The sequence below is a fragment of the Ferroplasma sp. genome (assembly GCF_037442045.1).
Lineage (GTDB): Archaea > Thermoplasmatota > Thermoplasmata > Thermoplasmatales > Thermoplasmataceae > Ferroplasma.
Window position 1 is genome coordinate 1 of the sequence record NZ_JBBIRC010000012.1, and the last position, 15072, is coordinate 15072.

The 15072-nt window shown below is 35.5% G+C and carries 17 protein-coding genes; 11 read left to right on the plus strand and 6 right to left on the minus strand.

Annotation, left to right across the window (positions count from 1 at the left end; all coding sequences use genetic code 11):
• Nucleotides 1–765, plus strand: a 765-nt coding sequence (locus WKI77_RS02775) for a metallophosphoesterase (RefSeq protein WP_337860307.1), incomplete at its 5' end; no start/stop codon positions are given.
• Here WKI77_RS02775 and WKI77_RS02780 read toward each other — a convergent pair.
• The gene (locus tag WKI77_RS02780) at nucleotides 760–1101 is read right to left on the minus strand and encodes a nitrite reductase (RefSeq protein ID WP_337860308.1); all 342 of its coding nucleotides are present in this window, start codon (nucleotides 1099–1101) and stop codon (nucleotides 760–762) included. The two genes, WKI77_RS02775 and WKI77_RS02780, sit on opposite strands and share 6 nt — an antisense overlap.
• Nucleotides 1102–1187: 86 nt before the next feature.
• On the opposite strand from WKI77_RS02780, the gene WKI77_RS02785 reads away from it, so the two are divergent.
• Nucleotides 1188–1733, plus strand: coding sequence for a hypothetical protein (locus tag WKI77_RS02785; protein ID WP_337860309.1), 546 nt, complete (start codon nucleotides 1188–1190; stop codon nucleotides 1731–1733).
• Nucleotides 1734–1736: 3 nt separating this feature from the next.
• Here WKI77_RS02785 and WKI77_RS02790 read toward each other — a convergent pair whose 3' ends face one another.
• Nucleotides 1737–2846 carry an MFS transporter gene (locus WKI77_RS02790; protein ID WP_337860310.1) on the minus strand — a complete coding sequence of 370 codons (1110 nt, stop codon included), beginning with the start codon at nucleotides 2844–2846 and terminating at the stop codon, nucleotides 1737–1739.
• 370 nt (nucleotides 2847–3216) lie between these two features.
• On the opposite strand from WKI77_RS02790, the gene WKI77_RS02795 reads away from it, so the two are divergent.
• Together WKI77_RS02795 and WKI77_RS02800 are read left to right on the plus strand one after the other, a co-directional pair.
• Nucleotides 3217–4467, plus strand: coding sequence for an aconitase/3-isopropylmalate dehydratase large subunit family protein (locus WKI77_RS02795; RefSeq protein ID WP_337860311.1), 1251 nt, complete (start codon nucleotides 3217–3219; stop codon nucleotides 4465–4467).
• Nucleotides 4460–4963 (plus strand): 3-isopropylmalate dehydratase, encoded by a 504-nt coding sequence (locus WKI77_RS02800; RefSeq protein ID WP_337860312.1) that lies wholly within the window; start codon nucleotides 4460–4462, stop codon nucleotides 4961–4963. The genes WKI77_RS02795 and WKI77_RS02800 overlap by 8 nt, the downstream gene beginning before the upstream one ends.
• On the opposite strand, the gene WKI77_RS02805 is transcribed toward WKI77_RS02800, so the two are convergent.
• Nucleotides 4943–6127 carry an MFS transporter gene (locus WKI77_RS02805; protein ID WP_337860313.1) on the minus strand — a complete coding sequence of 395 codons (1185 nt, stop codon included), beginning with the start codon at nucleotides 6125–6127 and terminating at the stop codon, nucleotides 4943–4945. The two genes, WKI77_RS02800 and WKI77_RS02805, sit on opposite strands and share 21 nt — an antisense overlap.
• Nucleotides 6128–6229: 102 nt before the next feature.
• The gene (locus WKI77_RS02810) at nucleotides 6230–6919 is read right to left on the minus strand and encodes a metallophosphoesterase family protein (protein WP_337860314.1); all 690 of its coding nucleotides are present in this window, start codon (nucleotides 6917–6919) and stop codon (nucleotides 6230–6232) included.
• 86 nt (nucleotides 6920–7005) lie between these two features.
• Between WKI77_RS02810 and WKI77_RS02815 the strand changes: the two genes are divergently transcribed.
• Complete coding sequence (locus tag WKI77_RS02815) at nucleotides 7006–7323, plus strand: metalloregulator ArsR/SmtB family transcription factor (RefSeq protein ID WP_337860315.1); 318 nt, start codon at nucleotides 7006–7008, stop codon at nucleotides 7321–7323.
• On the plus strand, nucleotides 7320–8609 hold the full coding sequence (locus WKI77_RS02820; RefSeq protein ID WP_337860316.1) for an arsenic transporter: 1290 nt from the start codon (nucleotides 7320–7322) through the stop codon (nucleotides 8607–8609). The genes WKI77_RS02815 and WKI77_RS02820 overlap by 4 nt, the downstream gene beginning before the upstream one ends.
• On the opposite strand, the gene lysS is transcribed toward WKI77_RS02820, so the two are convergent.
• A complete protein-coding gene (gene lysS / locus WKI77_RS02825) occupies nucleotides 8595–9713 on the minus strand; it encodes a homocitrate synthase (protein ID WP_337860317.1) in 1119 nt (372 codons plus the stop codon). The two genes, WKI77_RS02820 and lysS, sit on opposite strands and share 15 nt — an antisense overlap.
• A gap of 115 nt (nucleotides 9714–9828) precedes the next feature.
• On the opposite strand from lysS, the gene WKI77_RS02830 reads away from it, so the two are divergent.
• Genes WKI77_RS02830 through WKI77_RS02845 form a run of 4 tightly spaced genes read left to right on the plus strand, consistent with a single transcriptional unit; the run spans nucleotide 9829 to nucleotide 13075 of the window.
• Nucleotides 9829–10800 carry a BadF/BadG/BcrA/BcrD ATPase family protein gene (locus tag WKI77_RS02830; RefSeq protein WP_337860318.1) on the plus strand — a complete coding sequence of 324 codons (972 nt, stop codon included), beginning with the start codon at nucleotides 9829–9831 and terminating at the stop codon, nucleotides 10798–10800.
• A 48-nt stretch (nucleotides 10801–10848) separates the two neighbouring features.
• Nucleotides 10849–11277 (plus strand): PadR family transcriptional regulator, encoded by a 429-nt coding sequence (locus WKI77_RS02835; RefSeq protein WP_337860319.1) that lies wholly within the window; start codon nucleotides 10849–10851, stop codon nucleotides 11275–11277.
• A gap of 5 nt (nucleotides 11278–11282) precedes the next feature.
• Nucleotides 11283–12266, plus strand: coding sequence for an ATP-binding cassette domain-containing protein (locus WKI77_RS02840; RefSeq protein ID WP_337860320.1), 984 nt, complete (start codon nucleotides 11283–11285; stop codon nucleotides 12264–12266).
• Nucleotides 12267–12268: 2 nt separating this feature from the next.
• Nucleotides 12269–13075 (plus strand): ABC transporter permease, encoded by an 807-nt coding sequence (locus WKI77_RS02845; protein ID WP_337860321.1) that lies wholly within the window; start codon nucleotides 12269–12271, stop codon nucleotides 13073–13075.
• Here WKI77_RS02845 and pyrH read toward each other — a convergent pair whose 3' ends face one another.
• Nucleotides 13076–13753 (minus strand): UMP kinase, encoded by a 678-nt coding sequence (gene pyrH, locus WKI77_RS02850; RefSeq protein WP_337860322.1) that lies wholly within the window; start codon nucleotides 13751–13753, stop codon nucleotides 13076–13078.
• A 42-nt stretch (nucleotides 13754–13795) separates the two neighbouring features.
• Here pyrH and prf1 point away from each other — a divergent pair, with 42 nt between their 5' ends.
• On the plus strand, nucleotides 13796–15034 hold the full coding sequence (prf1, locus tag WKI77_RS02855) for a peptide chain release factor aRF-1 (RefSeq protein WP_337860323.1): 1239 nt from the start codon (nucleotides 13796–13798) through the stop codon (nucleotides 15032–15034).
• Nucleotides 15035–15072 lie beyond the last annotated feature (38 nt).

Genomic DNA, 15072 nt, shown 5'->3' on the forward strand with positions numbered 1-15072 from the left:
GCATCTTTATCAGATATACATGTGGGCAGCAAAACCTTCAGGAAAAGTGATTTTATGAAGATGATATCCTGGATAAAGGCTTCAGAGAATGAAGCTTCAAAGCTAAAATATCTCATACTGAGTGGAGATATTGTTGACGGCATAGGAGTTTATCCGGGCCAGGATAAAGACCTGGAAATATTGAACCCATTTGAACAGTATCAAACACTTGCTGAATATATAAATATGATACCGGAGGACATTAATATTTTCGTTATGCCCGGAAATCATGATGTGGTGAGGCTTGCCGAACCACAGCCAGTGTTTTCCCAAAAAATTAAAAATTTCTTTAACAGCAATATTACTCTTTTGCCAAACCCGTATAATCTTGTTCTTGAAAATAAAAATGTCCTTGTTTATCATGGAATGTCGCTTAATGATATGATAGAACTGGTTCCAGGTGCAAGTTATGCAAGTGTAGGTTCTGCCATAGAAGAACTGCTAAAGAGAAGGCACCTTGCTCCTGTATATGGAGGCAAAACGCCCATAATTCCTTCAAAGAGAGATTACCATGTAATAGAAGAGGTTCCAGATATTTTTATTACAGGGCATATACATTCATTTTCACAGGGGAATTACAGGGGTGTCAGGTATATAAATGCATCAACATGGCAGTCACAAACAGATTATCAGAAAATGATGAATTTTTCGCCGAATCCTTCTATGATGACATTGTTTGATTTAAACTCGAAAACTCAAATTGTTAAGGATTTTAAGGAATCATAAAGTACTTTTTATCACTTCTTCTATTTCCTTTTTGAATGTCTCCATAAAATCATTCAGTGCTTCATTTTTTATTCCGTTTGGAGCAGAGATTATACCTATTTTTGCTGTAACCTTTGCCATTTTTGCAAGTGAATCGTATTCCTTTATTTTTGCTTCCATAAATTCCTCAAGAACTTCGCTTATCTGCTTTTTAAGATCATCGTCTTCATTTATTTTTTTCCTTATGTACTCCTTTATTAAATCCTTAAAAACATCATGCATTGCTTCAAAATACATTTCCTCTGAAGGGGCAGAATTTATTATATTGTTCAGGTATTCATTAACATCCTTTTTCATAATACACTAATTGTTATTACTAATTAAAGTTTAATCTTAATTTCCTAATGCCAAAAAATTATATAAAGGTGTTATCATTATGTCTTATGATTAAAAAGATACTCGTTATAGGTATTGTAATGATGATTGCTGGTGTTGCAGTAACTATGGGAGGCGTTGGATATTTCGAAAGTTCATTTAACAGTGTTGCAAGCACACATTATATTGAGAGCAAAACAACAGGTTTGTATGTATCAAATAATATAACAGTAAAATCGGGATATATTGTCATGATTGATGGGGCAACTTCCACTTCAGGGCTGGTTCTTCATTCCAAGCTCAGCAATGTTACAAATCCAAGTACACTCAAAGCTAATGAAACAAAAATCACAAGTTCAGATTCAGGAATTGAATTATTTCTTGGCTTAAAATCTGGACCCTATAATTTCGTTTATTTTAATGGAACATCTTCTCCGAAATATGCAGCTTTAACAGGGTCACAGTTAGATATTATGGCCGCATTTGTAATAGCGGGAGTAATTATTGGTTTTGCAGGATTCATAGTAATGATTTACGGTGCAATAAAAAAGGGAAAGCCAAAGAACCCATATGCAGCAGATGATCCGTATAATATAGATAACATAAAAATATAAATTTTAATGGTTTATGAAAAATTTCTTTATGTTTATTGATTTATATTTGTGCTTTCCAAATTCAATCGATACAAACAGTAGCAGGAATATTGCTGCAACAGATATTACCAATGCTGAATTTAAAGCTTCATTTCCAATTGTCAGTATAATAGGGAAGATAAAACCTGCAATGGCTGAAAAGTTCATGCTTGGCCCTATTTTGTCAGATTCAACATTCATATTTTTGCTAATTATTGGGAGAAGAGAGTTAATGCCAAGGCCGAAGGCTGTAAAGACAACGGCAAATATAATATTCATTGTTGAAAAGAACAGTATTCCCGCTATTGCCACAATTATTAATGATGGGAATAATGTCTTTTTCAAGGAAAACCTGATTATCAGTGCAGGCAAAAGAAGATACGCAAACACTGCTATTGAGTATGCCACTATTGATTCTACAAATGAAGATGGGCCAAGGTAAGATGGAACTATTTCCAGAACATATGCCGGTGTAAATCCCAGCAGAAAAACAAGAAAGACCTTCAATGAAAAATCAAAATGGAATTTTTTCAACCTTGGAGCTATAATATTGTGTTTTTTGGAGAACAGTACTGCTGGCACAAATATTATGCCGGCAATTGAAACCAGTTCCCAGGAGCCAAGAAGCATAAAAAATATTGCACCTATTAGCCATCCAATTGCCCAGCCACCCATTGTGAGGCCTATAATCTTTCTGTCACCAGTAATTGATGATACTTCTATTGATGCAGAAGTTGCAAGGCCAAAGAATATTCCTATAATAAATCTGCTGGCAAACAGTTCAGCAAAAGTGGTTTCATAACCCATCCCAAATGAAATGATTGCCATAAGTGTTATTGAAAGCAATGCAAGCCTGGGAACGCCGATCCTTCCAACATAGGAATAAACAAATGGAGTGACCATACGCCCGATAAATGGGATGCCAAGAAGAATGAATGATTCCAGATATGTGAAATGTAATGTATTGACTATATCATTAATGAAAAACGCAAAATCCATAAGAAAAAATGTTGCGATGGAATATGAAAATACAGGTAGAATTTTATTAAATTCTTTTCCTGAAATGCCTATATTATTTACATGCAAATTTAACATATAATTCGAAATTCGACATAGATATTTATATATTATTCTTTATATTATTATTTATATATGACAACCCAAAATTAATGTATATATATTGTATCCTCTGCATTAGTAGGTATTTCAAAAGTTTTTTTCTTATCTTCATAAAACTGGAATATAATATTTGCCCGGGAAATTTGAGATACATCATAATTTATCATGCAAAGCCAGATTATGCAGCTTTTGCAATGAATTACCATTTCCGGAATTTGTTTGAGTTCATAATAGGCTCTAATTACAATAAATAAAATACATTGTAAAACTTTAAATAGTATTTACGTAATACGTATATTTAATACTAAAATAGTAATTAATTTATAATTAATACATATACAGTACAGTGAACATCGTAGAAAAAATACTTTTCAGGCATTCTACAGAAAGGATAAACAGAATTTCTCCAGGAGACATAGCCACAGTAAATGTTGATAGAGCAATAATAGTTGATATGGCAGCCCTTCATCCAGAATTCCTTGATAATCCACCTGCTAGACCATTTGATTCAAATAAAATCTCCCTTGTTTTTGACCATTATGTCCCTGCGCCCAGCATAGAAATAGCAAACAGGGTAAACAGGCTACGGCATCTTGTGGATCGATGGGGCATAAAAGATTTTTACGATGTTGGCAGGGGCGGCATTTCACATGTGCTTGGTGGAGAAAATGGGTGGTTTAAGCCCGGCAGCCTGATAGCAAATACAGACTCCCATACAATAGCAACAGGTGCTTTCAACACACTTGGGAGAGGGCTCGGTACACCGGAGATTATGAATATTATTGCAACAGGAAAAACATGGTTTCCAGTAGGTGACACCATTAAAATTGATCTTGAAAGCAAGCTAAGGCCCGGAACATCTGCAAAGGATGTTTTCTTTGATATTGCATCAAAAACAGGGAGCATACCTGGGAAAAACGTTGAGTTTTCTGGCACAGGCATTTCTTCTCTGAACATGGATGAGAGAAGCTCAATTTCAACAATGTGCGCAGAGATCAGTGCAGAATTTGCAGTATTTCCAGAAGATAAGGTTTTAAAGCAATATATGGAAAATATTAATGTTTCAGATTATGTTCCTGCTGATCCTGATAAGGATGCGGAGTATATTGATAAATTGAATGTGAATTTAAATATTATAGAGCCAATGTTGGCAATGCCGGATCGCATTATAAACAATGTTATGCCGGTCTCTGAAGCAGGGCGTATAGATATAGATGTTGCGATAGTTGGATCGTGTGCCAATGGGAGATTATCAGATTTAAAGGATGTAGCAGATGTATTGAAAGGCAAAAAAATAAAAAATAATGTAAGATTTATAGTGACACCTGCATCAAAAGCAGTATATGTAGAAGCTTCCAGGCTTGGATATATTAATACAATCATGGAAGCAAATGGCCTTGTTACAAATCCCACATGCGGTGCATGCCTTGGAGGGCATATGGGTATTGTCGGCAAGGGTGATAATGTTATAAGTTCAACAACAAGGAATTTTAAAGGCAGGATGGGATCGCCCGGGGCCAGAATTTATCTTGCGTCAGCAAGGACTGTTGCAATTTCAGCTTTAAATGGCTACATTTCAGGCGATGTAAATGAATAATATTGAGGGAAAAATATGGATCTTTGGCGATGATATCAATACCGATTTGATGTATCCGCAAATCTGTTATACATTGCCGGAAAAGGAAAAGCCTTGCCATGCTATGGAGGCAAACAGGCCGGGCTGGGCTCAGCAGGTAAAGAATGGTGATATAATAGTTGCAGGAAAGAATTTTGGCACAGGGTCAAGCAGGCCAGCAGCGGATAATTTAAAAAACCTGGGCATAGCCTGTGTTATTGCAGAATCGATCAATGGATTATTTCTTAGAAATGCAGTAAATTCCGCCTTGCCTGCACTGGAAGCGCATGATGCTCTCAATATTGGTAAAGAATTAGATGCAATTGCTGTTGATTTTAATAATAATAAAATAATAAATAAAGGAACAGGAATTATTATAAATTTCAGACCGCTTCCTGCTTTTCTAATGGAAATAATAGATAACGGTGGAATAATAAATATATTGAAAAATAAGGGTTTAATTGGAGATCCTCTGTGAAGGGACAACTTTTATTAAACCGTTTCTTGCAATTATTATTAACGGTATAAAAACAATACTGAGAATTCCCATTGAGATCCATGCCAGTTTGTAATTATATCCTGATACTATTACTGTGAAAATTATAGGAACCGCTACTGCCACAAGAAGCTGAAGTGTGTTTACAAAGGACAGAGTAAGTGAAACCAGATCCCTGCGTGCCAGATATCTTATAAATGTATATGTTATCGACATACCATATACAGTAATCATTCCCATAGCAGTGACAATAATTATTAAAAAGATATAATAATGGATGAACCCAATAAGTATGAGTGATAATGAAAGCACTATATTTATCACTATGAAAGTCCCTATTTTGTATTTTGTCCTGGAAAAATGGTATCCGCCAATAACTCCTCCGAAGAATCCAATGATCATATAAAGTGCCGATATGCTTCCAGCAAGGTTGTCAGAATATTTTATGGATTCAAGGTAGTAAACAAAAAATTGCCCTATTATGGTTTCGGTTACCATTGAAGCTATGCCTATAAATGCTATAAGAATGATTAACCTGCTTGAAAATATTTTTTTCAGGCTGGTAAAGATATCTGACTTGCTTGTTTTAACATTTTCTATATTCCGGAATAGCCAGACAAGCACAAGGAACAGTGCAAGTGTAGCCACACCGGCAATAATAAATGGCGTTCTGTAACCCATATACTGATCAAGAATTGCCCATCCGATTATTCCAACACCGCCGCCAACATTGAACGCGCCGTTATAAATTCCAATATGGAAAGTGTATTTGTTTTCAGGGACTATTGACGCCAGAAGGCTTAATGCAGGGGAAAAGAACAAAGCCGCGGATAATCCTGCAAAAAATCTTGAAATTATAAGTTCAGTAAAATTTACAGAAAGCCCAGAAGTTATGGCAAAAATTGATACAAAAAGAAGACCGATAAGTGAAGTTTTTTTATCGCCTATATATGATGAAAGATAACCTCCAACCAGCTGGAATGCGGCAATGCCAACATAAAATGCAGTTACAAGCGTTCCAAGCTCAACAACAGTGAGATTCATTGATACTTTTATATATGCCAGGGCTGGAGCCATATCCATCCAGTTCAATGCATATAATGCTCTTGCAGTATGCACCAATCCGGCTCTGGCACCATAATTCATTTTCCAGCATTGGCAGATAATTTATAAATCTATAGTTATTCGAAAAACTTTAAGTTTTGAACTTTTGCTTTAACTGGAAAACAGGGTTCTTTCATCATATAATTATATATAGTATTTTTTTAATTTATTATATAAAATATCATCATGCATCAATGGCCTGAGTTTTTCCAGCATTTTTTCACTGTTATACTTCACCCTTTTGAATGCAATTGAACTGTCGTCTGTATCAATTATAACATATGAGGGCTTTCCTGTGAAATCCCTTGGCTGCCCAACACTACCAGGATTTATTATTTTATTCCTGTAAAGCATCATAAAATGTGTGTGGCCGATTAATATATAATCATGGCCGTCGAAAAATTGTTTGTCTCTGAATACTTTTTCGGCTTCATTTGCAAACAAATAACCATCAAGATTATTGTATGGTGAGGCATGTGCCATGTAAAACCTCTTTCCATCTATTTCAATATCCATATTCAATTTGAATGTTTTGAGAAAATCCAGATCGTTTTTCCCAAGTAATTTCATGCTTATATTTTCTCTTGTATAATCACTTAATTCAAGCATATCAAATGAGCAGTTGCAGGAAGATCCGGTTAAAACTGAGTTATCATGGTTTCCCATAATATTTGCATCGCTGTTGCTTTTGAGGAAATCCAGAACTTGTCCGGGATCAGGACCGTAATCAACAGCATCTCCCAGAAAGATCAATTTATCGTATTTTTCACCGTTGCATGCAGCTTCCAGTGCATCAAAATTCCCATGAGCGTCGGATATAACCATGAGTTTCATTATTTTGAATGCTGAGTATATATTTAAATATATGTATAATATTACATATGAATAATTATTTATATATAATTTTACTTTTGAATTAAATGGAAAAAATCAGGGATATTAATATATATAAAATGCTATCCGATGAAATTAGACTGGAAATACTGAAGCTTTTATCCACGAAGGATGCGTCAGTCGGGGAAATAATTGGAAAAGTTAATGCAGATCAGCCCTTAATATCCCATAAGTTAAAGGAATTAAGAGAAAATGGGCTTGTGATCAGTCAAAGATCCGGCAGGAATATTATATATTCATTATCTGATAAGTCCTTAAATGATGTTTTAAATATTACAGAAAGCACTGGAAATAAAATAGACCTGGCATGCAACTGTGCAGAATGTGATTTAGAGGATAAATGAGCATTTTATTTTATCTGGCACTAATTATTTTTGCAGTTACTCTGATCCTTGTGCTTAAAAAGCCGAAAAATATAGGCATAGGATATTCTGCACTTATCGGTGCCGGCATCAGCGTTTTGCTTGGAATTTCCACTTTTAGTGATGTTATTGCAGTATGGGATATAGTATGGAATGCCACATTCACATTCATTTCTGTTATTATCATTTCATTAATACTTGATGAGGCAGGCTTTTTTGAATTTATTGCCTATAAAATAGCATTATATTCAAAGGGCAATGGGAAAAAGTTGTTTGTTCTTATCATTCTTCTTGGGTCTGCTATATCAGCAATTTTTGCAAATGATGGTACTGCATTGATACTTACACCGATCGTTTATGCAATACTTTACAGATCCAATTTCTCAAAAAACAGGATACTTCCATTTATTATGGCTACAGGATTTATTGCAGATACTGCAAGCATACCATTCATAGTTAGCAATCTTGTAAATCTGGTAACTGCAGGATATTTTCACATAACATTTTCCAGATATACGGAAATTATGATCATCCCGGATATTGTTTCTATAATAGCCAGCCTGTCTGTTTTATATATTTATTATCATAAAAGCATCAGGGATAATTTTGAACTTGATAAGACCATAAAGCCAGAAGCATTTATAAAAGACAGAAGAATATTTTTAATGGCATTTCCCATGACACTTATTTTAATGGCCTTATATTTCTTATCAGGATTTATACATATTCCAATTTCTTTTGTGGCAATGCCGGTTGCCCTGTTATTTTATATTGTGGCCAGGTTCGATGGGAAAATAGATGCAAATCATGTGATTAAAATAGCACCGTGGCAGGTTGTGCTATTTTCACTGGGCATGTATGTAATAGTATTTGGAGTAAGCAAAAACGGCCTGGATTCTATATATATTGCAATATTGAATTATTTCTCCACTCTTCCAGGTCCATTGCCAATAGTTACTTCTGGATTCTTTTTTGCGGTCAATGCTGCGTTTATGAACAATTTACCATCAGTTATGGTTGGCGATATAGCAATTTCAGGCATGGCACATCCAGGTTTGCTTATGTATGCAAATATTATAGGAAATGATATAGGGCCAAAATTCACCCCGATAGGTTCACTTGCCACTTTACTGTGGTTATATACTCTCGAAAGGAAAAATTCCATAAAAATTTCATTCGTTTATTATATGAAAACTGGGTTAATACTTGCTGTTCCTGTTTTGTTTTTCACATTAATATCTCTTTATCTCACGTCACTGATCATTTGAATTGGTCATTTCCTTCAATTCCTCTTCACTGTAAACCATATTGTTGCTTTTTATTTTTTCAAGTATTCCAGATATTTTATTTTCATCAATATCCATTCCCATGCCTGTTAATTTTTGGCGCAATGCATGCCTTCCTGAATATTTATCTATTGTAAATCCATGTTGCATGCCCAGCCTTGAGGGATCCATGAATTCGTATGTTCCAGCATTGTTTATAATTCCATCTACATGAACACCGGATTTGTGGGTGAATGCATTCCTGCCTGTTACTGGAAAATTCGGTGACAGAGTTATCTTGCTGTATGTCTCTACAAGTTCTGAAAGTGGCTTGAGCATCATCAGATCAGCAGCATCTATACCAAAATGGTATTCCAGAAGAACAGCAAAAACCTGCAATGGCGTTATTCCTACCCGCTCGCCCAGCCCATTTACAGTTGTATGTATTATGCTTGCTCCAGACTCAGCAGCTGCAAGGCTATTTGCCAGTGCCATGCCCATATCGTTGTGCCCGTGAAAATCGTATTCAACATTTTTTATGTCCATAAGATTATTAAATATATAGCGTGTCTTCTCTGGCGTCAGTATGCCAAGTGTGTCTGCAATTGAAATTCTATCGGCACCGGCTTCCACTGCAGTATTTACCACATTCCTTAAAAAGTTGATATCCGTTCTTGATGCATCTTCGGCGGTAAATCTTACAGGTATTCCCGTAGAAACTGCATAACTGATTGAGTCGTATATTATATCAAGGGCCTGAGTTCTGCTTTTATGGGTTTTATAATCAAGATGAATATCACTGACACCGTAAAATATTGCTATTCTGTCCACATTTAGTCCGGCTGCTGAATCAATATCGGAATGTACAGCCCTGCTATGTGCAATTATCTCAGGTTTTATTATTCCGGATGCTTTGAGTTCCATTATCTCCTTTATTGCAGAATAAATATCTTTAGAAACCAGTGGATGCCCTGCTTCTATCATTGCAACGTGTGCATCGGATAGAAGTTTCGCTATCTCCACCCTTTGATTTTGATTGAACAACACACCTGGAGTTTGTTCTCCCTCCCTTAACGTTGAATCAAGTATTCCTACTTTTGTTGACATTTTATCTTTTGTGTATGCATATTTAATAAATAAAAGTTTCGTATTAATATTACTAATTTCGCAATAGTATATGAAATATGCAAAGGGTTTTTAATTACTATTTATTCGGGAAACTATGATTCTTTCAGTGGATGGTGGAGGCACTAAAACCGTGGCTATTATAATTGATGAGGCTAATAATGAACTTACAGGACTTGGTGTATCCGGCCCAAGCAATGTTCGCAGCGTCAGTGCTGTAACCTCAAGGAAAAACATTTTAAAAGCCATAAAAAATGCAGAAAAAATGGCCGGAATGGTAAATATTACAGAAGCCATTTATGGAATAGCCGGGTATGGAGATTCAATTGCATACACTGCCGAACTGGAATCGATAATACAATCCATAGATAAGTTATCGCCCTCACATGCAGTAATAACAAATGATGGAGAAGCTGCAGCTTATCTTATTACAATGGGAAATGATGGAATAGTTACAGCCCTGGGCACAGGTTCCGTAGGGGCTTATATTAAAAATGGTAAATTAAACCGTGTTGGTGGCTGGAGCTATCTTACAGATGATGTGGCTTCAGGTTACTGGATAGCCAGAACCGGTATGGAAATGGCAGAGAAAAGCTATGATGGATTAATCGGCCAGACATCGCTTATAGAAAAATTTCAGGATTATTTTAAACTCTCGCTGCGTGATCTTGTAGCAAATCTTGAGGAATATTTCAATAAGCGAATTATGGCATCTCTTGCCATGCTTGTTAACACAGAAGCCGAAAACGGAGATGAAATTTCAGAAAAAGTTCTTTATATGGCATTTAAAGAGATAAAACTTATGATCGACGGAATGAGGGAAAAATTTGATAAACCGGTGGTTATAGGGTCCGTTGGCGGTGTAATGCGTTCCCGTAAAATCAGGGAATTCCTGCAGGAAGAATATCCCGAAATTAATATTTTTTATGGATACCACGTTGCAATAGGAAATGCAATGAGAATATCTGGAAATAAAAGTGCCGAAATAAGAGATATGTTTGTATCACAGCTAAATGAAAAACTGCCATCATTATCCAGAACAGAAAGAGAATTGCTGTTTTTAAAATAATATCTTTTTAGTAAAAAGATATATATACAATTCAAGCATTGAAGGAATATGAAATATCATCTATCTGACATGCTCATACTGGAACAGGTTTCTGATGGCCCCAAAAAACCATACAGAATAATAAAGGGAATTATGTCAAAATTTGAAAAAGATTATAAACCGGATTATAAACCGAGCACAGGCATGATTTATCCTGCAATAGATAGAATGGTAAAAGCAGGATATATTAAAAAAGTTGCTGATGGCTACGCCATAACTCCAGAAGGTGATGAATATAGATTGAAAAATAAGGAAAATTATGAAATGATGATTTCAAATTTTCTGCATAACAAACTTTTTTTCAAGAATTTGAAAAAATCTGTTAAGGACCTTATAGCAGCCATAAATGAAGCAGATAAAGATTATATAAAAGCAAATCAGGATGAAATTATAGATGAAATAGATGAAATTTCAAGGAAGATCAGAAAAATGGAGTGATTATTGTGGTAGAATACAGTATAGAAACCGATAAATTAACAAAAATATTCAATGGAAAGGTTACGGCCGTTGATAATGTAAGCCTGAAAATTGAAAAAGGAAAAGTATACGGATTGCTTGGCCAGAATGGAGCAGGAAAATCAACGTTGATCAAAATGCTCACGGGCAGTTTAACGGCTACTTCTGGTTCGGCAAAAATTGCAGGCCTGGATTTAAATAAGGATTCAATGAAAATAAGAAGAATTACCGGTGTAGTCCCACAGGATTTTACAACAGATGGTGATCTGAGCGGCAGGGAAAATCTGAAGTTAATAGCAGATTTATATGACATACCGAAAAAGAATGCTCTGGAAAGAATAGAAACACTGCTTCATATGGTAGATTTGTATGATGTGAAAGACCGGCATGCTGACAATTACTCTGGCGGCATGAGGAAAAGGCTTGAGCTGGCATGTGGCCTTATGAACACACCAGAAGTACTCTTCCTTGATGAGCCCACTCTTGGGCTTGATGTAACTACCAGAGAGAATCTATGGAAATATATACGATCGGTACAGAAGGAATTTCATATAACAATAATACTGACATCGCATTATCTCGATGAGGTTGATGCCCTTGCCAATGAACTTTCAATAATAGACCATGGAAAGATACTGGTAACAGGCACATCTGATGAACTTAAGAAGAGCCTTAAAGGTGATATTATTACTTTGAAGGTAAAAAACGATCAGGAATTTAATACATTAAAGGAATTTCCGAATTCACTGGAGATCAAGCGCATGGAAACAGGTGATATAAGAATGAAAGTCAATAATTCTGACGAGGTTTTGCCAAAGCTGATGAAATTCCTTTCTGAAAAGGGTATTTCACCGGAGGCGATAAGCATAAGGAAACCTTCACTGGATGAAGTATTTATAGAGTATACAGGAAGAAATATAAACTCAGAAGCAGGCAATACAGATTATGCAAAATTAATGATGGGGAGATAATAATGAGTGGCTTGATACCGTTAACAATAAGGGATTTAAAGAGATGGTACAGAAATCCGGTATCCGCTGTGGTAGGAGTTATACAGCCCATATTCTGGATTGTTTTATTCGGAAGTGCATTTGATATAGCGAAATTTGGCCCTTCTTTTACATCAGCATTCTTTGAAGGTGCACCGGACTATATAACATATTTAATGGGTGGAATATTAACAATTATAGGCCTTTTCACAGGAATGTTTTCGGGAGTGAATATAATATGGGATAGAAGGCTTGGCATATTGCAGAGGTTTCTTATAGCCCCAATCAACAGGGCATCAATAGTGTTTTCCAGAATTTTATCTTCTGTAGTAAGAATACTTGTCCAGATTGTGATATTATTTGCTGTTGCCTTTATAATACCTGACGGGCTGAAGATTCAGCATGGCTTTACTGCAATGGATGCCATTATACTTGTATCAGCAGTCCTGATGATTTCATTTATATTTTCTTCGCTTTTCAGCATAATAGCTGTAAGAACAAGAAAAATGGAATCCATATTTGGAATAGTAAATCTGATTAATCTTCCACTTATGTTTGCAAGTTTTGCCATATTTCCACCAAAGCTTATGGCGGGCTGGCTGGAAAATGTTGCGAGGTATAATCCGGTTTCATGGTCTTCACAATCAATAAGAATGGTATTAATCAATGGAACTGCTTTAAGTGCAGGCCAGGCACACACAATATTGCTCTATATGCTAGGATTGCTGGCACTGAGCGTGTTTATGTTAATACTTACATATATTATATCAAATAAGGAAATACGCGGATAATCAGGAAATAACAGTGCCATCGCATTCTTCACCATATAATATATTTTTATATTCATTTAAATTAAAGCCGTTTACAACAAATATTTTTATTTTAGCTCTTTTTGCAATTGTCAGTGATGTTATGTCCATAAAAACGTTTGTTCCCGCGCCGGTTGAATTTTGAATTGATAAAGAAATTGCATCGTTGTATGAAAGTTTATGAAATTTTTTTGCATCCTTATCGAATTTTGGATCAGCAGAGTAAACGCCATCGACAGATGTTGCATTTATCAATATTTTAGACCCTGTTCTTTCTGCAAGAAGTGTTGATACTGTATCTGTTGTATGCCCCGGCTCTGTGCCTCCCATTACAACGTATCTGTAATTATGTATCAGCTCGGCAGCATCGTTGATAGTTGTTGGTATTTTGGAATTTACATCATCGAAAAATGTTGACATTGCTAGTGCATTTATTCTTGTAGCATTTATTCCTATCTCATCAAGTATATTATCATTGACATTGTATTTCTTTAAATCGGAAATATATGTTCTTGCAAGTTTTCCACCTCCAACAACAATTCCAAATTTATCATAGGTAGTAATGGATTTTATTGTTTCAGAAAATTTTTCCATTAATTCAAGATTGAGCCTTTCTTTTGATATGATTGATCCGCCAAGTGATATTACAACGCTATTCATATAATTTCATTAAGGTTAAATATTATTATAAAATTTTCTATAATGGATGATGAAGATTACAAGCGTTATGAATTTAGAAAAGCAATGGAAGAGCTGTCTAAATTGCATGGCCGTGGCACAGAGCTCATATCACTCTACATTCCACCGGATAAACAGATTTCTGATGTTGTACAATATTTAAGAGAGGAATTTTCCACATCTTCAAACATAAAATCAAAAACAACCAGAAAAAATGTTCTTGGAGCAATAGAATCGATAATGTCGCGATTGAAATATTACAAACAGCCACCTGATCATGGACTTGTATTTTTCGTTGGGCATGTTGCAACGCGAGGGGATCAGACAGAGATGTATACAAAGATTATAGAGCCTCCACAACCAATACAGACCTTTTTATACAAATGTGATTCAAGCTTTCACCTTGAGCAGTTAACAGACCAATTGAAGGAAAAAGAGCTTTATGGCCTTATAGTGATTGACAGGAAGGAAGCTACAGTAGGTTTTTTAAAGGGAACCAAAATAGAAGTTGTTGATTATGAATATTCTCTTGTACCCAGCAAACACCGACAGGGCGGCCAGTCATCGCGAAGGTTTGAAAGAGTAATTGAACTTGCGGCAGATATATTTTACAAAAAAATGGGAGGCATAGCAAATAATACCTTTATGCCCGTTATAAAGGATATAATCACAATATTTGTTGGCGGGCCTGGAGCAACAAAGGAATATTTTGTTGAGAAGGACTATTTAAGAAACGAAGTAAAAGAAAAAATAAAGGATTTATTTGATATCGGATATACAGATGAATCGGGACTGAGGGAAGTTGTTGAAAAGGCTTCTGAATCAATCAAAGATATGAGAATAACCAGAGAAAAGGATATTATAAACCGATTTCTCAGGGAAATCAAAAAATCCGATGGGGGCCTCGGTGTGTATGGTGAGGCGGCAATAGTCAATGCATTGAAAATGAAAAATATTGAATTGCTTATAGTATCCGATAGCATAAGAAAAATCAAATATTTCTACAGGTGCCCGGCATGTGGTGCAGAAAAAACATTTACGGATGAGCCTGAGGAAGAACCGGTATGTGATAATGATGGCACACCAATGAATTATGAAAGGGAAGATGATTTTATAGAAGATTTATATAAAATGGCAGAGGAATCCGGTACAAAAGTTGAACTTGTTTCAGAAAACAGTGATGAGGGGAGATTGTTGAAAACGGCCTTTGGAGGGCTTGCAGGAATATTGAGATATGTACCTGAAAACCAGGTAAATGTATAAAATTAATATCATGATTTCGTACATTCCTAAAAAATAAA

Coding starts and splice junctions, on each gene's coding strand:
- pyrH (WP_337860322.1), bottom strand. CDS start 13,753: ATGAATAGCGTTGTAATATCACTTGGCGGATCAATCATATCAAAAGAA.
- WKI77_RS02810 (WP_337860314.1), bottom strand. CDS start 6,919: ATGAAACTCATGGTTATATCCGACGCTCATGGGAATTTTGATGCACTG.
- WKI77_RS02815 (WP_337860315.1), top strand. CDS start 7,006: ATGGAAAAAATCAGGGATATTAATATATATAAAATGCTATCCGATGAA.
- WKI77_RS02800 (WP_337860312.1), top strand. CDS start 4,460: ATGAATAATATTGAGGGAAAAATATGGATCTTTGGCGATGATATCAAT.
- WKI77_RS02805 (WP_337860313.1), bottom strand. CDS start 6,127: ATGAATTATGGTGCCAGAGCCGGATTGGTGCATACTGCAAGAGCATTA.
- WKI77_RS02835 (WP_337860319.1), top strand. CDS start 10,849: ATGAAATATCATCTATCTGACATGCTCATACTGGAACAGGTTTCTGAT.
- WKI77_RS02830 (WP_337860318.1), top strand. CDS start 9,829: ATGATTCTTTCAGTGGATGGTGGAGGCACTAAAACCGTGGCTATTATA.
- prf1 (WP_337860323.1), top strand. CDS start 13,796: ATGGATGATGAAGATTACAAGCGTTATGAATTTAGAAAAGCAATGGAA.
- lysS (WP_337860317.1), bottom strand. CDS start 9,713: ATGTCAACAAAAGTAGGAATACTTGATTCAACGTTAAGGGAGGGAGAA.
- WKI77_RS02790 (WP_337860310.1), bottom strand. CDS start 2,846: ATGTTAAATTTGCATGTAAATAATATAGGCATTTCAGGAAAAGAATTT.
- WKI77_RS02845 (WP_337860321.1), top strand. CDS start 12,269: ATGAGTGGCTTGATACCGTTAACAATAAGGGATTTAAAGAGATGGTAC.
- WKI77_RS02785 (WP_337860309.1), top strand. CDS start 1,188: ATGATTAAAAAGATACTCGTTATAGGTATTGTAATGATGATTGCTGGT.
- WKI77_RS02820 (WP_337860316.1), top strand. CDS start 7,320: ATGAGCATTTTATTTTATCTGGCACTAATTATTTTTGCAGTTACTCTG.
- WKI77_RS02780 (WP_337860308.1), bottom strand. CDS start 1,101: ATGAAAAAGGATGTTAATGAATACCTGAACAATATAATAAATTCTGCC.